Below are 18,118 nucleotides of genomic sequence, written 5' to 3' on the forward strand. Positions count from 1 at the left end.
CTCCGGCCCGCGCGCCGGGCGCACGCCGCTCCCGAGCCGGGTACCCGCACCGCACACCCCACCCCACACCGCACCCCACGTTCCGCACACCCCCCGTACGAGGAGAGGCTGACCGACCGTGCACGACGCCCTCATCGCCCGCGCCCGGGCCTGGCTCGCCGAGGACCCCGACCCGGAGACCCGCGACGAACTCGCCCGGCTCATCGACGCCGGTGACCACGCCGAGCTGGCCGACCGCTTCGGCGGCACCCTGCAGTTCGGCACCGCTGGCCTCCGTGGTGAGCTCGGCGCCGGTCCGATGCGCATGAACCGCGCGGTCGTCATCCGCGCGGCCGCCGGCCTGGCCGCCTACCTGCGCGGGCAGGGCCACGGCGACGGCCTGGTGGTCATCGGCTACGACGCCCGTTACAAGTCGGCCGAGTTCGCGCACGACACCGCCGCCGTCATGACCGGCGCCGGCCTGCGCGCCGCCGTGCTGCCCCGGCCGCTGCCCACGCCGGTCCTGGCCTTCGCGATCCGGCACCTCGGCGCGGTCGCCGGGGTCGAGGTCACCGCCAGCCACAACCCGCCCCGCGACAACGGCTACAAGGTGTACCTCGGCGACGGTTCCCAGATCGTGCCCCCGGCCGACGCGGAGATCGCCGCGGAGATCGAGGCGGTCGCGTCCCTGGCCGACGTCCCCCGCCCGGCCGACGGCTGGGAGACCCTGGACGACGGCGTGCTGGACGCCTACCTCGCCCGCACCGACGCCGTCCTCGCGCCGGACTCCCCGCGCACCGCCCGCACCGTCTACACGGCGATGCACGGCGTCGGCAAGGACGTGCTGCTCGCCGCCTTCGCCCGGGCCGGCTTCCCGGAGCCGGTGCTGGTCGCCGAGCAGGCCGAGCCGGACCCCGACTTCCCGACCGTCGCGTTCCCCAACCCGGAGGAGCCCGGCGCGATGGACCTGGCGTTCGCACGGGCCCGCGCGACCGAGCCGGACCTCGTCATCGCCAACGACCCGGACGCCGACCGCTGCGCCGCCGCCGTGCGAGACGGCGGCGACTGGCGCATGCTGCGCGGCGACGAGGTGGGCGCCCTGCTGGCCGCCCACCTGGTCCGGCGGGGAGCGACCGGCACGTTCGCCGAGTCGATCGTGTCGTCCTCGCTGCTCGGCCGGATCGCCGAGGCGGCCGGGCTGCCGTACAAGGAGACGCTGACCGGCTTCAAGTGGATCGCCCGGGTCGACGGCCTGCGCTACGGCTACGAGGAGGCGCTCGGCTACTGCGTCGACCCGGACGGCGTCCGCGACAAGGACGGCATCACGGCGGCGCTGCTGCTCACCGAGCTGGCCTCGGTGCTCAAGGCGGAGGGGCGCACGCTGCCGGACCTGCTGGACGACCTGGCGGTGGAGCACGGCCTGCACGCCACCGACCAGCTGTCGGTCCGCGTGCAGGACCTGACGCTGATCGCGGACGCGATGGGCCGCCTGCGCGAGCAGCCCCCGGCCGAGCTGGCAGGGCTGCGCGTCGTCGACGCCGAGGACCTGACCCGGGGCTCGGCCGGGCTGCCGCCCACGGACGGTCTGCGGTACACCCTGGACGGCGCCCGGGTGATCGTCCGGCCCAGCGGCACGGAGCCCAAGCTGAAGTGCTACCTGGAGGTCGTCATCCCGGTCTCCGGCCGCGACGGCCTCCCGGCGGCCCGGGCCCGCGCGACGGAGCTGCTGGACACGCTCAAGCGGGACCTGTCCCGCGCCGCCGGCATCTGAATCTGACGCCACCGGCCCACCAACGCGGACAGCCCCGCCGGTCACCCCATGGGCCCGGGACGCCTCTCACGGGCGTTCCGGGCCCGCGCTCGTGGGCTCGCACGACCTCCCGGGCTCCCGGGTTCCCTGCCCACGGGAACGGTCACCCGGAGGTTGTTTTCCCGTCTCCCCGCCCCCGACTCCCCGGCCCGCCGACCGGGCGCCATCGGCGTCGTCCGGCATCCTGCCGCCCACGACACCCCTCGGCTCGTGCGCCCCCGTCAGCCGGTGCGCGCCGTCTGCGCCGTGCGCGCCCGCGCGCCCCGTCCGGAGCGCGTCACCCGTCGGCCGTCCCTCCACGCACAAGCCGCAGCCCCCGTGCGCAATCCCCCATCGGCGGGCGGCCAGGCCAGCCGTACCGCCCCCTACGTACGCACGGCGCGCCGGGCCCGCGGTACGCCCCGGCCACACCACGAACCGCGCACCGCACGCCGGACAGCCGTACGCACCACGCGCACGCCGGTTCGCGCCCCCCCGGTTCACGCCCGCCCGTTCCGCCCGCCGGTTTCACTCCGGTCGGTTCGGCGGCCCGCGGCGGCGCCACGGGTGCGGTCGTCCGGGCTCAGCCCGTCGCCAGCAGGACCGCCAGCAGGACGGCACCGGCCGCCGCCGGGGCGAGGATCTCGTACGCCCAGCGCACGACCGGGGCGCCCTGGGCGGTGTCCGCGCCCTGACGGCGTTCGTGCAGCTCGCGCAGGTCGTCCATGACGCTGTCGGTCCGCCCCCGGACCGGCCCGTCGTCGGTGGTGGCGGAGGGCCGCCCGCCCCGGCGGAAGGCGTCGCGCGCTCCGGGGCCGTGGCCGGCGGTGCGGACGTCCACGCCCACACCCCGCTCCCCCGTGGCCCGCATCTCGCGGCGGGCGGCCCGCTTGCGGGCCCGCAGGGACACCGGCAGGGCCCACAGCTGGTAGGTGGTGCCCGCGTCGGAGAAGACCTCGTTGGAGTAGCCGGAGCGCAGCGAGGCCACGCGCCCCCAGGGCAGCACGATCAGCCGGAAGGGGTTGCGGACCCGCAGCCGGTCGTCGTTGACGTACACCGCGGGGCGCAGCGTGAAGGCCACGATCAGGGGCACCGCCAGGAACAGCGAGGCGAGCGCGAGCCACGGCGTGCGGCCCTCGCCGCGGATCGAGGCGTCGATGCCGAACCACGCACAGACGCCGAGGAGCAGGATGCCGCCGGCGATTCCCGCGTGGGACCGGTGCACCTGGTCCCGCTCGTCGGGTGCGGCGGACACCGGGGGCTGTGCGGGCTCCGGGACAGGCGACTGGGGGTCGGGTGTCGTCATACCGCGATTCTGCACGACGGTGCCGCGCGGGCCCGCGTCGCGGTCCGGTACGGACGACACGGCGGGTACGGGTGGGGGCAGAGTGGCGGCAGAGTGGCGAGGGGGACGCCGGTGACACGCGAACCGGAGGATTTCCTTCCGCACCCGTTCCGCACCCGGGCGCCGGGCGCCGAGCACCGGACCACCGGAACCTTCGCCTCCACCCCCACCCCCGCCCCGTCGGGATGACGCCGGGGGCTGTACAGCCGCTACGCGCGTAGATATGCTCGGCTGGTGACCATGCCCACCACTGCACCCCACGCACTTGCTGACGTCACCGCGTCCGACAGCACGCTGCGCCGCTTCCTCCACGGGCTGCCCGGCGTCGACGCGGTCGGCCTGGAGGCGCGCGCCGCCTCCCTCGGCACCCGTTCGATCAAGACGACCGCGAAGGCGTACGCCATCGACCTCGCCATCTCGATGGTCGACCTGACGACGCTGGAAGGCGCGGACACCCCGGGCAAGGTCCGGGCGCTCGGCGCCAAGGCGGTCCTCCCCGACCCGACCGACCGCTCCACGCCCACCACGGCCGCGGTCTGCGTCTACCCCGACATGGTGGCCGTGGCCAAGCAGGCCGTGGCCGGTTCCGGCGTCAAGGTGGCCTCCGTCGCCACCGCGTTCCCGGCGGGCCGTGCCCCGATCGCCGTCAAGCTGGCCGACGTGCGCGAGGCCGTCGCCGCCGGCGCGGACGAGATCGACATGGTCATCGACCGCGGGGCGTTCCTCGCGGGCAACTACCTGAAGGTGTACGACGAGATCACCGCCGTGAAGGAGGCCTGCGGGGCGAGCGCCCGGCTGAAGGTCATCTTCGAGACCGGCGAGCTGTCCACGTACGACAACATCCGCCGGGCGAGCTGGCTCGGCATGCTGGCCGGGGCCGACTTCATCAAGACCTCGACCGGCAAGGTGGCGGTGAACGCCACCCCTGCCAACACCCTGCTGATGCTCCAGGCGGTGCGCGACTTCCGCGCGCAGACCGGTGTGCAGGTCGGCGTGAAGCCGGCCGGTGGCATCCGCACCAGCAAGGACGCCATCAAGTTCCTCGTCCTGGTCAACGAGACGGCGGGCGAGGACTGGCTGGACAACCACTGGTTCCGCTTCGGCGCCTCCTCGCTGCTCAACGACCTGCTGATGCAGCGGCAGAAGCTGGCCACCGGCCGTTACTCCGGCCCCGACTACGTGACGGTGGACTGATCACCATGGCATCCGCATTCGAGTACGCCCCGGCGCCCGAGTCCCGCTCGGTCGTCGACATCGCCCCCTCCTACGGCCTGTTCATCGACGGCGAGTTCGCCGAGGCCGCGGACGGCAAGGTCTTCAAGACGGTCTCCCCCGCCACCGAGGAGGTCCTCTCCGAGGTCGCCGAGGCCGGGGAGGCCGACATCGACCGCGCGGTCGGCGCCGCCCGCAAGGCGTTCGAGAAGTGGTCCGCGCTGCCCGGCGCCGAGCGCGCGAAGTACCTCTTCCGCATCGCCCGGATCATCCAGGAGCGCAGCCGCGAGCTGGCCGTCCTGGAGACCCTGGACAACGGCAAGCCGATCAAGGAGACCCGCGACGCCGACCTGCCCCTGGTCGCCGCGCACTTCTTCTACTACGCCGGCTGGGCCGACAAGCTGGACCACGCCGGTTTCGGCGCGAACCCGCGCCCGCTGGGCGTGGCCGGCCAGGTCATCCCGTGGAACTTCCCGCTGCTGATGCTGGCCTGGAAGATCGCCCCGGCGCTGGCCACCGGCAACACGGTCGTCCTCAAGCCGGCCGAGACGACCCCGCTGTCCGCCCTGTTCTTCGCGGACATCTGCCGCCAGGCGGGTCTGCCCCGGGGTGTCGTCAACATCGTCACCGGTGACGGCCGCGCCGGAGCCGCGCTGGTCGCGCACCCCGACGTGAACAAGGTGGCCTTCACCGGCTCCACCGCCGTCGGCAAGCAGATCGCGCGCACCGTCGCGGGCACCCGCAAGAAGGTCACCCTGGAACTGGGCGGCAAGGGCGCCAACATCGTCTTCGACGACGCCCCCGTCGACCAGGCCGTCGAGGGCATCGTCAACGGCATCTTCTTCAACCAGGGTCAGGTCTGCTGCGCGGGCTCCCGCCTGCTGGTGCAGGAGTCGGTCGAGGAGGAGGTGCTCGACGCCCTCAAGCGGCGCCTGTCGACGCTGCGCCTCGGCGACCCGCTGGACAAGAACACCGACATCGGCGCGATCAACTCCGAGGAGCAGCTCAGCCGCATCACCTCGCTGGTCGAACGCGGCGAGGCGGAGGGCGCCGAGCGCTGGTCCGCGCCATGCGAACTGCCGGAGAGCGGCTACTGGTTCGCCCCGACGCTGTTCACCGGCGTCACCCAGGCGCACACCGTCGCCCGCGACGAGATCTTCGGCCCGGTGCTGTCGGTGCTCACCTTCCGCACCCCGGACGAGGCGGTCGCCAAGGCGAACAACACGCCGTACGGCCTGTCGGCGGGCATCTGGACGGAGAAGGGTTCGCGGATCCTCGCCGTGGCGAACAAGCTCCGCGCGGGTGTCGTCTGGTCCAACACGTTCAACAAGTTCGACCCGACCTCGCCGTTCGGCGGGTACAAGGAGTCGGGCTACGGCCGCGAGGGCGGCCGGCACGGCCTGGAGGCGTACCTCGATGTCTGACCCGCGACTCAGTGTCTTCAAGACCTACAAGCTGTACGTCGGCGGGAAGTTCCCGCGTTCGGAGAGCGGCCGGGTGTACGAGGTGACCGACTCCAAGGGCACGTGGCTGGCGAACGCCCCGCAGTCCTCCCGCAAGGACGCCCGGGACGCGGTGTCCGCCGCCCGCAAGGCGTTCGGCGGCTGGTCCGGCGCGACCGCCTACAACCGGGGCCAGATCCTGTACCGGATCGCCGAGATGCTGGAGGGCCGCCGCGAGCAGTACGTCCGCGAGGTCGCCGCGTCCGAGGGCCTGTCGAAGTCCAAGGCCGCCGACCGGGTGGACGCGGCGATCGACCGCTGGGTCTGGTACGCGGGCTGGACCGACAAGATCGCCCAGGTGGTCGGCGGCGGCAACCCGGTCGCGGGCCCGTACTTCAACCTGTCGTCCCCCGAGCCGACGGGCGTCGTCGCCGTCCTGGCCCCGCAGGAGTCGTCCTTCCTGGGCCTGGTCTCGGTCGTCGCCCCGGTGATCGCCACCGGCAACACGGCGGTCGTGGTGGCCTCCGAGCGGGCCCCGCTGCCCGCCCTGTCGCTGGGCGAGGTGCTGGCCACCTCCGACCTGCCCGGCGGTGTCGTCAACGTGCTGTCCGGCCGCACGGCGGAGATCGCCGCGCCGCTGGCCGCGCACCAGGACGTCAACGCGATCGACCTCGCGGGCGCCGACGAGGTGCTGGCGAAGGAGCTGGAGATCGCGGCGGCGGACAACCTGAAGCGTGTCCTGCGTCCACAGCCTGTGGACGACTGGGCGGCGACGCCCGGCACGGACCGCATGACGGCCTTCCTGGAGACCAAGACCGTCTGGCACCCGACGGGTTCGCTGGGCGCCTCCGGCTCGGCGTACTGACCACCCCCCACAGCCGGAGAGCCGCGCTCCTCCTCCGTCCGGGAGGGGCGCGGCTCTTCGCCTGCCGGGCGCCGCTGCTCTTCGCGTGGGGCGGGGCGGCGCCGGACCCGCCGGGGCCGGCCCCCGTGCCGCCGGGTATGCCGGGGTCGGCCCCCGGGCCGCCGGAGTCGACGCCGGACCCGCCGGCCGGGTCAGCCGCCGAGCAGCCCGGTCACCTGGCCGACGACGGGGATGCTGTCCACCGACGGGGCCTGCGCCACCGGGCCGGTGAGCGCCTGGGAGGTCAGCGGCTGGAAGTCGGCGAGCTGGGTGCCGACTCCGTTGTCGAGCGGGTCCACACCCGTGCCGGCCAGCGGGTTGGGCTTCAGCCCGGCGACCGGGCCGGTGACGTATCCGACGGTGCCGGTGAGGGCCTGGAGCCCGGCCTGCGGGTCGACCTCCCCGAGCGAGGTGGGGCGGCTCTCGGCCACGCCCAACAGCGGCCCGGAGTCCGCCGCCGCCGCGCCGGCCCCTGCCCCGAGGGCCGCGCCGGCCACGGAGAGGACCGCCAGGGCGCGTCGGACGGTCGGCTTCTTCGGGGAGACGTGTCGGGCCATCGCTGCTGCCACCTCTTGCCTTCGCTTGTTCGCATTGCGTAACGGAGTCGACGCGCACCGTGGTTGAGGGTGTGACGCGCACATCAAAGCCGACCCGGGAGGTCGCCCGGGGGCGGGCCGCTGGCGCAGAATGGTCTTCCGTGAGTTCACAGTCGCCCCTCTCCGCGCGTGTCGTGCTGCTCTGCGGCCCCTCAGGCTCCGGCAAGTCCCTCCTCGCGGCCCGCTCCGGCCTCCCGGTGCTGCGCCTCGACGACTTCTACAAGGAGGGGAACGACCCGACGCTCCCGCTGGTCACGGGCAGTTCCGACATCGACTGGGACCACCCGGACTCCTGGGACGCGGACACCGCCGTCGCCGCGATCGAACGACTGTGCCGCACCGGCCGCACCGGCATCCCCGTGTACGACATCTCGCTGAGCGCCCGCACCGGCGAGGGCACCGTCGACATCGGCGGCGCCCCGCTGTTCATCGCCGAGGGCGTCTTCGCCGCGGAGATCGTCGGCCGCTGCCGCGAGGCGGGCCTGCTGGCCGACGCGCTGTGCCTGAGCCGGGGCGCGGTGACGACGTTCCGCCGCCGGTTCCTCCGGGACCTGCGGGAGGGCCGCAAGTCCGTGCCGTTCCTGCTGCGCCGCGGCTGGCGCCTGATGCGGCTGGAGCGGTCGATCATCGCCCGCCAGACCGCCCTGGGTGCCCACGCCTGCGACCGGGACGAGGCCCTGGGCCGACTGCACACGGCGGCGTCCACGGGACTCTCCCCGGCGGGTACGGGCGCACCGACGGCGTAACCGGGCCGAGCCGCCCGCGGAGCGGTGCCGCCGGGCCGCCTCCGCGCAGCGGTGCCGCGCGGGCTCAGGGCCCGGGCGGCGGCGGCCCGTTCCGTCCGCTGCCACTGCCGCTGCCGCTGCCGAGCGGCCGATCCGGCAGCGGTGAGCACCGCCCCCGCCACGAGCACCGGGAGCCCGGGCCCGGGGAGCACGTACATCAGGACGCCGGCCAGGACGGCGACGGCACCGAGGGCGATCAGCGCACCGCCGACGGAAGCGTGGTTCACGTGGATCTCCCGACAGGTACGGAAGCGTCTGCGTGCGGCCCGCCCCGGGCCGGGCCGCCGCGCGGCGGTGGGCACGGGTCCGGGCACTCGCGGGTGATCGTGGACTGGACCGTCGCTGCGGGTCGCACCAGCGGTCCGCGGGCCCGGCCCGAGAACACGGGAGCCCCGACCACTGCAACACCCCCGCACGCACGGAAGCGGGACTGGACGGACCCCCCGGCCCTCCAGTCCCGCTCCGTGGTGCTCCCCCGTGTTCCTCCCCCGCGCTTCCCCCCTCTCGGGATCCCCCCGGATCCCCCCCAGGGTCCCCCGTGACCCCCTTGAGGTTCCCCCCGTGTGCGGTGACGCCCCCCGGCGTCCCCGCGGTTCCCCCCGGTGACCGGTCTCCCGGAACTCCCGGACCCCCCGGTCCGCCGGTTCCGCTTCCCCCTCCGGTCTCCCCCCGAGGACCTTCAGGCGACCAGCTCGCCGAAGGCGCTCTGCTCGTCACGGCCGAAGCTGAGGACCTCGTCCTCGCGCAGCCGGCGGAGCGACCGCCAGATGCTGGACTTCACCGTGCCGACGCTGATGCCGAGGATGTCCGCGATCTCCGGGTCCGTGCGGCCCTCGTAGTAGCGCAGGACCAGCATGGTGCGCTGGAGCTCGGGCAGCCGGGCCAGCGCCTGCCACAGGACCGCGCGCAGCTCGGTGCCGCGCATCGCGTCCGTGTCGCCGGCCGTCTCCGGCAGTTCCTCGGTCGGGTACTCGTTGAGCTTGCGGCGCCGCCAGGCGCTGATGTGCAGGTTCGTCATGGTGCGGCGGAGGTATCCGCCGACCGCCGCCTTGTCGCTGATCCGGTCCCACGCCCGGTAGGTCGAGAACAGCGCGCTCTGCAGCAGGTCCTCGGCCTCGAAACGGTCACCGGTCAGGTGGTAGGCGGTGGCGTACAGGGAGGCGCGGCGCTCCTGGACGTAGGCGGTGAACTCCGCCTCCGACGGCGAGCGACGCTCCCCCGAGCCCTCCCCGTACGCGCTTCCCCCGTGCGTTTCCCCCGTCGGCGCGTCCACCACCGTCATGAACGTGGTGTGACGCCCGGTGCCGTGCGAGCACCCCCGCCTGGTCACGGCACCGGACTTCTCGGCACCCCGGTGCACGTCGTGCAGACGCGTGACCACTGCGCTGGTGCTGGAGCCCTGCAGCGTGTTCATCTCGCGCCCCCCGTCGTGGAGTTCCGGTGTTCTCGGTGCTGATCCCTGCCTGTGCCGAAAAGCTTGCCGAACCCACTTCATGGCCGTGTCCGCCGACTGTCACAGACCTGTCACAGGGACCGGCCGCCCGCGCGTACACGATCTTCACGCGGGGCACCCCGAGGACCGCCTTCGTGCGGGCCCGGCGGGCATCTGGACTCCGCGGGTCGAACCGGAAGCCCTCCATGGGCCAGAATGAGCCCGTGCCTTCCCTGTTGCTGATCGAGGACGACGACGCCATCCGTACGGCCCTGGAGCTCTCCCTGACGCGCCAGGGTCACCGGGTGGCGACCGCTGCCAGCGGTGAGGACGGTCTGAAACTGCTCCGCGAGCAGCGACCGGATCTGATCGTGCTGGATGTGATGCTGCCCGGCATCGACGGCTTCGAGGTGTGCCGGCGCATCCGGCGCACCGACCAGTTGCCGATCATCCTGCTCACCGCGCGCAACGACGACATCGACGTGGTGGTCGGGCTGGAGTCCGGCGCCGACGACTACGTCGTCAAGCCCGTGCAGGGCCGGGTGCTGGACGCCCGGATCCGGGCGGTGCTGCGGCGCGGCGAGCGGGAGTCCAGCGACTCGGCGACCTTCGGCAGCCTGGTCATCGACCGGTCGGCGATGACGGTCACGAAGAACGGCGAGGACCTCCAGCTGACGCCGACGGAGCTGCGGCTGCTGCTGGAGCTGAGCCGGCGCCCGGGGCAGGCCCTGTCCCGGCAGCAGTTGCTGCGGCTGGTGTGGGAGCACGACTACCTGGGCGACTCTCGCCTGGTGGACGCGTGTGTGCAGCGGCTGCGGGCCAAGGTCGAGGACGTTCCGTCGTCCCCGACCCTGATCCGTACCGTGCGCGGTGTCGGCTACCGGCTGGACCCGCCTCAGTGACCCAGGAACACCAGGGGGGACCCCGCCGCTGGTCCGCGGCGCGCAAGGGAGTCTGGGCGCGGCTGCGCCTGACCAGCCTCCGGCTGCGGCTCGTCCTCGTCTTCGCGCTGGTCGCGCTCACCGCGGCCGTGTCGGCGTCCGGCATCGCGTACTGGCTCAACCGTGAGGCGGTGCTGACCCGTACGCAGGACGCGGTGCTGCGCGACTTCGAGCAGGCGATGCAGAACCGGGCGGGCGCGCTGCCCGAGCACCCGACGCAGGACGAACTGCAGCACACGGCCGGACAGATGGCGAACAGCAGTCAGCGCTTCACGGTGCTGCTGGTCGCCCAGGACCCCGACGGCCGCACGGTCTACGGCAGTTCGGGCGGGCTCAACGGCTTCTCGTTGCAGGACGTGCCCGAGTCGCTGCGCACCGCCGTGACCGAACAGCAGAAGATCACCTCCACCAACAAGCACCCGCACCGCATGTACTGGCAGCGCATCGTCGAGGACGACACGCCCTATCTGGTGGCGGGCGCCCGAATGATCGGCGGCGGCCCGACCGGTTACATGCTCAAGTCGCTGGAGCCGGAGGCCAAGGACCTCAACTCGCTGGCCTGGTCCCTGGGCATCGCGACGGGGCTGGCCCTCATCGGCTCCGCCCTGCTCGCGCAGGCCGCCGCGACCACGGTCCTCAAGCCGGTGCAGCGGCTCGGCACGGCCGCGCGGCGGCTCGGCGAGGGCCGGCTGGACACCCGCCTCAGGGTGTCCGGCACGGACGAACTGGCCGACCTCTCCCGGACGTTCAACAAGGCGGCGGAGGCGCTGGAGAAGCGGGTGGCGGAGATGGCCGCGCGCGACGAGGCGTCCCGCCGGTTCGTGGCCGACATGAGCCACGAGCTGCGCACCCCGCTGACCGCGATCACCGCCGTGACCGAGGTCCTGGAGGAGGAGCTGGAGTTCGAGGGCGGCGGCATCGACCCGATGATCGAGCCCGCCGTGCGGCTCGTGGTCAGCGAGACCCGGCGGCTGAACGACCTGGTCGAGAACCTGATGGAGGTCACCCGCTTCGACGCGGGCACCGCCCGGCTGGTCCTGGACGACGTCGACGTCGCCGACCAGATCACCGCCTGCATCGACGCCCGGGCCTGGCTGGACGCGGTGGAGCTGGACGCCGAGCGCGGCATCCACGCCCGGATCGACCCGCGCCGGCTGGACGTCATCCTCGCCAACCTCATCGGCAACGCCCTCAAGCACGGCGGTTCCCCGGTCCGGGTGTCGGTCCGCGAGGAACGGGAGGACGGGGCCGAGGACGGCGGGGCGGTGGTCATCGAGGTGCGCGACCAGGGGCCGGGCATCCCCGAGGAGGTCCTGCCCCACGTGTTCGACCGCTTCTACAAGGCCAGCGCCTCCCGTCCGCGCTCCGAGGGCAGCGGACTCGGGCTGTCCATCGCCCTGGAGAACGCCCACATCCACGGCGGCGAGATCACCGCGTTCAACCACCCCGAGGGCGGCGCGGTGTTCACCCTGAGCCTGCCCCGGGACGCCACCGCGCTGACGGAGCGGGACGCCGCCGAGGACGCCGACAGCGCCGACGGCGCGGGGGCCGCGGGCAGGACGAACGGCAGGCGGGGCACGGGCACCGGGCGCGGTGCCGGCCAAGAGGCCGGCGAGAAGGCCGACAGGACGGCCGACGGGACGGCCGACGAGGGGAACGGGGACGTGCCGGACGGCACGCGGAGGTCCGCCGGCAAGGGCGGGGGCGGCAAGGGGGACGCCGGATGAACGGGCGCGGCAGACGGGTACGGCACGGGGGCCCGCGCGGGATCGACGCGGCCGGCCTGGACGTGTGCCGGACGGAGACAGGCCGCACGGACACGGGCCGCACGGACACGGGCCGGACGGACACGGGCCGCACGGCCGCCGACCGCACGGTTGTGCGACCGGTGGCAGGAGGCCGTGCGGGGGCGGCCCCGGAGCAGGCCGGTCCGGTGAGGGCGGGCCGGCCGAAGCCGGGCCGCGTCAGGGGACTGCTCGCCGTCATGGCGCTCGGTGTCCTGGTCACGGGCTGCGGCATCCGGGCCACCGAGGTGCCGACCGACTTCGGTCCCGCACCCTCCCGGGTGCGCTGCTCGCTGACCGAGCCGGAGGTGACGGCCCGGGACGGCGCGGGCCTCCCGGTACGGCTGTTCCTGCTGTGCGGCTCGTCCCTGGCGGCCGTCGACCGGACGGTACGGGTCCCCGACGGCGCGGCGGACGACGGCCGGCGCGCGCTGGTGGCCCAGGGCGTGCTGGACGCGCTCGCCGCCCCGCCCACGGCCGCGGAGAAGCGCGCCGGGTACAGCACCCACGTCCCGGCGCGGACCACGGTGAGCGGGCCGCGTCCCGGTGACCCGGAGGACACCCTGCGGCTGAGCACCCCGCCCGGGGACCTCACGTCTTTCGCCCTCGCGCAGATCGTGTGCACCTTCTCCGACGCGGCCACGGCGGAGGGCGACGGCTCGGTGGTGCTCGGCGGCCCCGGCGACGAACGCCCGCGCCGCTACGCCTGCACCGAGGAGGTCCGGGCCCGCCCGGGGAGCAACGAACCGCCGTCGGCGGAGGCCGCCGGGGACCGCTGACGGCGACGGCTCCGGCACGTCCGGACGGACGGGACGGACAGCCGGGGGCGGACGATTCCGGGCGGGCCCCGGAGGCGGACGGTTACGGGACGGACAACCGGGGCCAGACGGACCTGGGGGCGGATGGCGCTGGGGCGGACCGCCCAAGGCCCGGCCCCTCCGTGGGTGGCCCGGCTCGTCAACGGGCCTCCTGGCGCCTCGGCCGACGGCGCGGACCCGCCTCGCCGACGCGACTCCGCGAGCCGTCTCCCCCGACCGCCGGTCGGCGGCTCCGCCCCCGTCGAACGGCCCCGTCCCGCGATCGGCGGGCGGAAGCGGCGGTGCCCCCGTCGGCCGACGGGGGCGGGCGGGTGTGGCGCACGCCTCAGTCGGGTAACGGACCACTCCACGGAACCGACGGCCCCAGGGGTCGCGTCTAGGGGTTCGTGCAGCGTCAAGGCTCCATCGGCGGCACCGCCGCGACCCGCGTCCGTGTGACGGGAGGACTCCTCCTGGCCACGTATCTGGCGTTCGTCGCCTGGTACACGCTGCGCCCGCTCGACGTGCCCTGGGTCATGCCGGCCAACCTGCGCCCGCTCGACGGACTGCGGGCCGACTTCGCCGTGGGCTGGACCGAGGGGGCCCGCCGGGTCGCCGAGGGGCTGGCGCTGCTCGCGCCTCTGGGGGTGCTGCTGCCCATGGCCGGAGGCCGGCTGGGGGTGTCCCCGCTCGGCTCGCTGGTGCGCACCATGGCCGCGACGGCCCTGCTGTCGCTGGGCATCGAGATGCTGCAGACGGCGGTGCCCGGGCAGGTCGTGGACGTCGACTCGCTGCTGCTCAACACGGCGGGCGCGGCCCTCGCGCACGTCCTGGTGGTGCCCGCCGGGCGGTCCTGGCTGCGCCGCCGGACCGGTCACCGTGCCGTCCCGCTGCCGCTCCAGGAGCCGGCTCAGGGTCGGACCCCGACGATTCCCAGGGTCGGGATCGCCCCGTGGAGCGACGCTTTGCCCCCTTCGTCTCCGTAGCGTGGACGGTACGGAGGCACCCGGACGGGAGCCTCGGACCGCTCACGAAGGAGCCACGATGTCCCGCCTCGCCCGACCCACCCACGGCCGCATGCTCGGCGGAGTGTGCGCCGCGCTGGCCCGGCGCTTCGGCACCTCGACGACCACGATGCGAGTGATCTTCCTCGTCTCCTGCCTGCTGCCGGGCCCGCAGTTCCTGCTGTACATCGCGCTGTGGATCCTGCTGCCGTCGGAGGACAGGCAACGGGCCGCCTGGTGACGCGGGCGGGCGCCGGGCGCGGACGGCCCCGTGGGGGACGATCCACCCCGGCACCGCTCCCGCCCGAAGCACCCGAAGTGCATGGTGACCCAAAGTGCACGGTGCACCCGAAGTGCACGGTGTACCCGAGGCACACAGAGCTGCCCGAAGCACCCGAGGTGCAGCCAGTACGCCGCGGGGTGCCGGACACGCCGCGTCCGGACAGGCACGTCCGAGCAGCACCCCCGGACACGCACCCCCGGACACGCCGACGGGGCGCCCCGCACACCGGGGCGCCCCGTCGGCGCGGTTCCGCCTGGGTGGGTCAGCCGAGCGGGAGGCCGTTGACGGGGAGGCCCTGGAGGGGCAGGCCCTGGAGCGGCAGGCCGCCGAGCAGGCCGGCCACGGGCTGGGTGGGGCCCTCGGAGAGGAGTTGCTGGGCGACCGGCTGGGCCGCCGTCATGCCCGTGCCCGCCACGTGCTGACCCGTCTCCAGGGCGCGCTCGGCGCCGGGCAGCACGCCGGAGAGGTTCTCCGCCGGGAGCGCCTGGGTGACGGTGTCCAGCGCCGAACCGGCGTCGGGGAGCGCCGGGGCCGCGTTGGCGGCGCCCGCACCGGCGGCGGCGAAGGCGGCACCGAGGGCGGCGACGCCGAGGGTCTTGGCAGCAGACTGCTTCATGAAGATGTGTCCTCGAATGCGATACGGGGATGTGAGCGGTGCTGTGACCGTAAACACGCCGTACCGCCCACCGCAAACATCGAAATGCGGACGGATGGTGAACACCGTCCACATTTCCCGTGTGCGCATACCGTGGAGGTCAGCCCTTTTCGTCGGCAGAACCGCTGGTGGAGGCGGTCTGCCGGAACAGCCATTCGGATTTCAGCTCGGCATATCCGGGCTTGATCACGTCATTGATCATGGCCAGCCTTTCATCGAAAGGAATGAAAGCTGATTTCATCGCATTGACGGAGAACCACTGGAGGTCGTCGAGCGTGTAACCGAACGCCTCGACAAGGTGCTCGAATTCCCGGCTCATACTCGTGTCCGACATGAGACGGTTGTCCGTGTTGACCGTCGCGCGGAAATGCAGGCTCCGCAGCAGTCCGATGGGATGCTCAGCGTAGGAGTCCGCCGCCCCGGTCTGGAGGTTCGAACTGGGGCACAGTTCGAGCGGGATCCGCTTGTCGCGGACGTAGGAGGCGAGCCGGCCGAGTTCCACCGTGCCGTCCTCGCGGACCTGGATGTCGTCGATGATGCGCACGCCGTGACCGAGCCGGTCGGCGCCGCACCACTGGAGGGCCTGCCAGATGGACGGCAGCCCGAACGCCTCGCCGGCGTGGATCGTGAAGTGGTTGTTCTCCCGCTTCAGGTACTCGAAGGCGTCCAGGTGCCGGGTGGGCGGGTACCCGGCCTCGGCGCCCGCGATGTCGAAGCCGACGACACCCCGGTCGCGGTAGCGGTTGGCGAGTTCGGCGATCTCCAGGGCCCGGGCGGCGTGCCGCATGGCGGTCAGCAGGGCGCCGACCCGGATGCGGCGGCCGCTCTCGCGCGCCCGCCGCTCACCCTCCCTGAAGCCCTCGTCGACCGCCTCGACGACCTCCTCCAGGGTCAGCCCGCCCTCCAGGTGCTGCTCCGGGGCGTACCGGACCTCGGCGTAGACCACCCCGTCCTCGGCGAGGTCCTCGGCGCACTCGGCGGCGACGCGGACCAGCGCCTCGCGGGTCTGCATGACGCCGACGGTGTGCGAGAACGTCTCCAGGTAGCGCTCCAGGGAACCGGAGTCGGCCGCCTCCCGGAACCACAGGCCGAGCTTGCCGGGGTCGGTCTCCGGCAGCCGGTCGTAGCCGTTCTCCCGGGCCAGGTCGACGACGGTGCCGGGACGCAGCCCGCCGTCCAGGTGGTCGTGCAGCAGAACCTTGGGCGCCCGGCGGATCTGATCCGCCGTCGGCGTGTTCGCGATGCTCTGGCTGGTCATCTCGGCACTGTAACCCCTACGCGCGTAGATCACCGGTGTACGAATCCGTCGATACGTAACGGTGACCGCACGGGCGGGGCGGGTTCGGCCCGAGTTCTGAGAACGTTCTGTCATGGCACAGCAAGCGACGCCGGTGCGCACGGCCCGGCTGGGCAAGGCCCTCGGTCCCGAACCGACGGCGGTGAGCGGTGTGGTGCTCCTGCTGCCGACCGGTGACGAGGTCTCCACCCGCAGGCCGTCCCCGATGCTGGCGGCCGCCTCCGTCCGCTCCCTGGGGCGCCGGCTCGGCCGCACGGGCCGCACCGACGGCCTCGTCGTCCACGTCGTGCACTACCGCTACCGGGGCTGGAACGGCGGCCGGGCCCATCTCGCCGAGGACGCGTCCTGGGCCGCCGACGAGGCCGTACGGCGCTACGGGGACGTCCCCGTGTGCCTCACCGGACTCGGGATGGGCGGCCGGGCCGCGCTGCGCGCCGGCGGGCACGACGCCGTCAACTCCGTCGTCGCACTGGCCCCTTGGCTGCCCCCGGAGGGCGGCGCGGAGGCACCCGAACCGGTGAAGCAGCTCGCGGGCCGGCGCGTGCTCATCGTGCACGGCACTCACGACGCGCGGACCGACCCGGAGCTGTCCTTCCGGCTGGCCGCGCGGGCGAAGAAGGCCAACCGGGACGTGTGCCGGTTCGAAGTGCACGCCGACGGCCACGGGTTGAGCCAGTACCGGGACGAAGTGCTCGCCCTCGCGGAGAACTTCGTGGGCGGCGTGCTGTTCGGGCGTCCCTTCTCCCGTCCGGTCCAGGACGCCCTCGCGGCGCCGCCGCCGCTGGGCCTGCGCATGCCCCTGGCCGCCGGGTTCGGCACGTCCCTGCGCCGCTGAGGCATCGCCCGGCCTCCCGCCCCGGTCCCGGCGCCCTCAGTGCGGCAGCAGCGCGCCCCGGCGGGAGAGCAGGAACTTCTTGAAGGCCGCGACCGGAGGCGTGTCCGGGCGGCCCGCCAGCCACGCCACGCCGATTTCACGGGCCGCCCTCGGGGACGTGACGGTCAGTTCCACCACCCCCGGGCGGGGCACCGCCGGCGGGGGCAGCAGCGCCACGCCGAGGCCGGCCGCCACCAGGCCGCGCAGCGTCTCCGCCTCCTCGCCCTCGAACGCCACCCGGGGCCGGAACCCGGCCCGGCCGCACAGGTCGTCGGTGATGCGGCGCAGGCCGTAGCCGGGCTCCAGGGTCACGAAGGTCTCGTCGGCGGCCTCCGCGAGCCGGATGCGGCGGCGGCCGGCCAGCCGGTGGTCGGCGGGCACGACCAGCCGCAGCTTCTGCTCGTCCAGGCGGCGGGCGACGAGGTCGGGGGCGTCCGGCACGGGGGAGGTCAGGCACAGGTCGAGGTCGCCCGCGCGCAGCCGTTCGAGCATGGCCTCGCCGTAGTTCTGGACGAGCGCGAAGCGGATGCGCGGGTGGTCGGCGCGGAAGTCGTGCAGCAGGCCGGGCACGGTCTCCGCGCCCATGGTGTGCAGGAAGCCGAAGGCGACCTTGCCGGTGGCCGGATCGGCGTCGGCACGGACCTCCTCCGCCGCCCGTCCCACCTCGGCGAGGGCCCGTTCGACGGAGGCGAGGAACGTACGGCCGGCCGGGGTGAGGGAGAGGGTGCGGCCGTGGCGCGCGAACAGGTCGACGCCGAGGTCCTGTTCGAGCCGCGCCATGGCCCGGGACAGGGTGGACTGCGGCACCTGCATCTCCTGCGCGGCCCGCGTGACGTGCTCGGTCCGGGCCACGCCCGCGAAGTACGCGAGGCGGGGAGCGAGCGACATCACCATGTCTTCTGTGTCACCGGACTGTGACAGGCGACCCTCTGACCTCTGCTGATGCACCATGGGAACGATTATGGCGATTCCATGCATTGGACGGATCAGCGGGGGCCT

The 18,118-nt window shown here is 73.8% G+C and carries 17 protein-coding genes; 11 read left to right on the forward strand and 6 right to left on the reverse strand.

Features of this window, described 5'->3' with window-relative positions:
- Nucleotides 1-118 precede the first annotated feature (118 nt).
- The gene (locus tag AC02VZ_RS17340; RefSeq protein WP_432056926.1) at nucleotides 119-1,750 is read left to right on the forward strand and encodes a phospho-sugar mutase; all 1,632 of its coding nucleotides are present in this window, start codon (nucleotides 119-121) and stop codon (nucleotides 1,748-1,750) included.
- Nucleotides 1,751-2,351: 601 nt separating this feature from the next.
- Here the strand turns inward: AC02VZ_RS17340 and AC02VZ_RS17345 are convergent.
- Nucleotides 2,352-3,074: a PH domain-containing protein gene (locus AC02VZ_RS17345; RefSeq protein ID WP_476475801.1), complete on the reverse strand. Its 723-nt coding sequence runs from the start codon at nucleotides 3,072-3,074 to the stop codon at nucleotides 2,352-2,354.
- 279 nt (nucleotides 3,075-3,353) lie between these two features.
- On the opposite strand from AC02VZ_RS17345, the gene deoC reads away from it, so the two are divergent.
- The 3 genes from deoC to AC02VZ_RS17360 are packed head-to-tail and all read left to right on the forward strand — an operon-like array spanning nucleotide 3,354 to nucleotide 6,632.
- Complete coding sequence (gene deoC, locus AC02VZ_RS17350; RefSeq protein ID WP_432056962.1) at nucleotides 3,354-4,307, forward strand: deoxyribose-phosphate aldolase; 954 nt, start codon at nucleotides 3,354-3,356, stop codon at nucleotides 4,305-4,307.
- A 5-nt stretch (nucleotides 4,308-4,312) separates the two neighbouring features.
- Nucleotides 4,313-5,749 carry an aldehyde dehydrogenase family protein gene (locus tag AC02VZ_RS17355; protein WP_476475802.1) on the forward strand — a complete coding sequence of 479 codons (1,437 nt, stop codon included), beginning with the start codon at nucleotides 4,313-4,315 and terminating at the stop codon, nucleotides 5,747-5,749.
- On the forward strand, nucleotides 5,742-6,632 hold the full coding sequence (locus AC02VZ_RS17360; protein WP_432056929.1) for an aldehyde dehydrogenase family protein: 891 nt from the start codon (nucleotides 5,742-5,744) through the stop codon (nucleotides 6,630-6,632). Before AC02VZ_RS17355 ends, AC02VZ_RS17360 begins: the two co-directional genes overlap by 8 nt.
- A gap of 191 nt (nucleotides 6,633-6,823) precedes the next feature.
- Here the strand turns inward: AC02VZ_RS17360 and AC02VZ_RS17365 are convergent, their stop codons facing one another.
- Nucleotides 6,824-7,228: a hypothetical protein gene (locus AC02VZ_RS17365; RefSeq protein WP_432056930.1), complete on the reverse strand. Its 405-nt coding sequence runs from the start codon at nucleotides 7,226-7,228 to the stop codon at nucleotides 6,824-6,826.
- Nucleotides 7,229-7,368: 140 nt separating this feature from the next.
- On the opposite strand from AC02VZ_RS17365, the gene AC02VZ_RS17370 reads away from it, so the two are divergent.
- On the forward strand, nucleotides 7,369-8,013 hold the full coding sequence (locus tag AC02VZ_RS17370) for a uridine kinase family protein (RefSeq protein WP_432056931.1): 645 nt from the start codon (nucleotides 7,369-7,371) through the stop codon (nucleotides 8,011-8,013).
- Between the two features lie 718 nt (nucleotides 8,014-8,731).
- Here the strand turns inward: AC02VZ_RS17370 and AC02VZ_RS17375 are convergent.
- A complete protein-coding gene (locus tag AC02VZ_RS17375) occupies nucleotides 8,732-9,466 on the reverse strand; it encodes a SigE family RNA polymerase sigma factor (protein ID WP_432056932.1) in 735 nt (244 codons plus the stop codon).
- Nucleotides 9,467-9,708: 242 nt separating this feature from the next.
- Here AC02VZ_RS17375 and afsQ1 point away from each other — a divergent pair, with 242 nt between their 5' ends.
- From afsQ1 to AC02VZ_RS17400, 5 genes are all read left to right on the forward strand, one after another.
- On the forward strand, nucleotides 9,709-10,386 hold the full coding sequence (gene afsQ1, locus AC02VZ_RS17380; protein ID WP_024883374.1) for a two-component system response regulator AfsQ1: 678 nt from the start codon (nucleotides 9,709-9,711) through the stop codon (nucleotides 10,384-10,386).
- The gene (locus tag AC02VZ_RS17385) at nucleotides 10,383-12,152 is read left to right on the forward strand and encodes an ATP-binding protein (RefSeq protein WP_476475803.1); all 1,770 of its coding nucleotides are present in this window, start codon (nucleotides 10,383-10,385) and stop codon (nucleotides 12,150-12,152) included. Before afsQ1 ends, AC02VZ_RS17385 begins: the two co-directional genes overlap by 4 nt.
- A 257-nt stretch (nucleotides 12,153-12,409) precedes the next feature.
- A complete protein-coding gene (locus AC02VZ_RS17390) occupies nucleotides 12,410-12,988 on the forward strand; it encodes a hypothetical protein (protein WP_432056934.1) in 579 nt (192 codons plus the stop codon).
- 425 nt (nucleotides 12,989-13,413) lie between these two features.
- Nucleotides 13,414-13,992, forward strand: coding sequence for a VanZ family protein (locus tag AC02VZ_RS17395; protein WP_432056935.1), 579 nt, complete (start codon nucleotides 13,414-13,416; stop codon nucleotides 13,990-13,992).
- Nucleotides 13,993-14,050: 58 nt separating this feature from the next.
- A complete protein-coding gene (locus AC02VZ_RS17400) occupies nucleotides 14,051-14,251 on the forward strand; it encodes a PspC domain-containing protein (RefSeq protein ID WP_432056936.1) in 201 nt (66 codons plus the stop codon).
- Between the two features lie 304 nt (nucleotides 14,252-14,555).
- Here AC02VZ_RS17400 and AC02VZ_RS17405 read toward each other — a convergent pair whose 3' ends face one another.
- A complete protein-coding gene (locus tag AC02VZ_RS17405) occupies nucleotides 14,556-14,909 on the reverse strand; it encodes an ATP-binding protein (RefSeq protein WP_476475804.1) in 354 nt (117 codons plus the stop codon).
- Nucleotides 14,910-15,048: 139 nt separating this feature from the next.
- On the reverse strand, nucleotides 15,049-16,206 hold the full coding sequence (locus AC02VZ_RS17410) for an adenosine deaminase (RefSeq protein ID WP_476475805.1): 1,158 nt from the start codon (nucleotides 16,204-16,206) through the stop codon (nucleotides 15,049-15,051).
- Between the two features lie 112 nt (nucleotides 16,207-16,318).
- On the opposite strand from AC02VZ_RS17410, the gene AC02VZ_RS17415 reads away from it, so the two are divergent.
- The gene (locus AC02VZ_RS17415) at nucleotides 16,319-17,080 is read left to right on the forward strand and encodes an alpha/beta hydrolase (RefSeq protein ID WP_476475806.1); all 762 of its coding nucleotides are present in this window, start codon (nucleotides 16,319-16,321) and stop codon (nucleotides 17,078-17,080) included.
- 36 nt (nucleotides 17,081-17,116) lie between these two features.
- Here the strand turns inward: AC02VZ_RS17415 and AC02VZ_RS17420 are convergent, their stop codons facing one another.
- The gene (locus AC02VZ_RS17420) at nucleotides 17,117-18,070 is read right to left on the reverse strand and encodes a LysR family transcriptional regulator (RefSeq protein ID WP_432056940.1); all 954 of its coding nucleotides are present in this window, start codon (nucleotides 18,068-18,070) and stop codon (nucleotides 17,117-17,119) included.
- Nucleotides 18,071-18,118: the final 48 nt, after the last annotated feature.

The sequence above is a fragment of the Streptomyces sp. 3-6 genome, from assembly GCF_056323165.1.

Excerpts from the sequence above, each read along its gene's own strand:
- AC02VZ_RS17410 (WP_476475805.1), bottom strand. The coding sequence starts at position 16,206 with ATGACCAGCCAGAGCATCGCGAACACGCCGACGGCGGATCAGATCCGC.
- AC02VZ_RS17345 (WP_476475801.1), bottom strand. The coding sequence starts at position 3,074 with ATGACGACACCCGACCCCCAGTCGCCTGTCCCGGAGCCCGCACAGCCC.
- AC02VZ_RS17375 (WP_432056932.1), bottom strand. The coding sequence starts at position 9,466 with ATGAACACGCTGCAGGGCTCCAGCACCAGCGCAGTGGTCACGCGTCTG.
- AC02VZ_RS17360 (WP_432056929.1), top strand. The coding sequence starts at position 5,742 with ATGTCTGACCCGCGACTCAGTGTCTTCAAGACCTACAAGCTGTACGTC.
- AC02VZ_RS17420 (WP_432056940.1), bottom strand. The coding sequence starts at position 18,070 with ATGGTGCATCAGCAGAGGTCAGAGGGTCGCCTGTCACAGTCCGGTGAC.
- AC02VZ_RS17400 (WP_432056936.1), top strand. The coding sequence starts at position 14,051 with ATGTCCCGCCTCGCCCGACCCACCCACGGCCGCATGCTCGGCGGAGTG.
- AC02VZ_RS17405 (WP_476475804.1), bottom strand. The coding sequence starts at position 14,909 with ATGAAGCAGTCTGCTGCCAAGACCCTCGGCGTCGCCGCCCTCGGTGCC.
- AC02VZ_RS17355 (WP_476475802.1), top strand. The coding sequence starts at position 4,313 with ATGGCATCCGCATTCGAGTACGCCCCGGCGCCCGAGTCCCGCTCGGTC.
- deoC (WP_432056962.1), top strand. The coding sequence starts at position 3,354 with ATGCCCACCACTGCACCCCACGCACTTGCTGACGTCACCGCGTCCGAC.
- AC02VZ_RS17390 (WP_432056934.1), top strand. The coding sequence starts at position 12,410 with ATGGCGCTCGGTGTCCTGGTCACGGGCTGCGGCATCCGGGCCACCGAG.
- AC02VZ_RS17415 (WP_476475806.1), top strand. The coding sequence starts at position 16,319 with ATGGCACAGCAAGCGACGCCGGTGCGCACGGCCCGGCTGGGCAAGGCC.
- AC02VZ_RS17365 (WP_432056930.1), bottom strand. The coding sequence starts at position 7,228 with ATGGCCCGACACGTCTCCCCGAAGAAGCCGACCGTCCGACGCGCCCTG.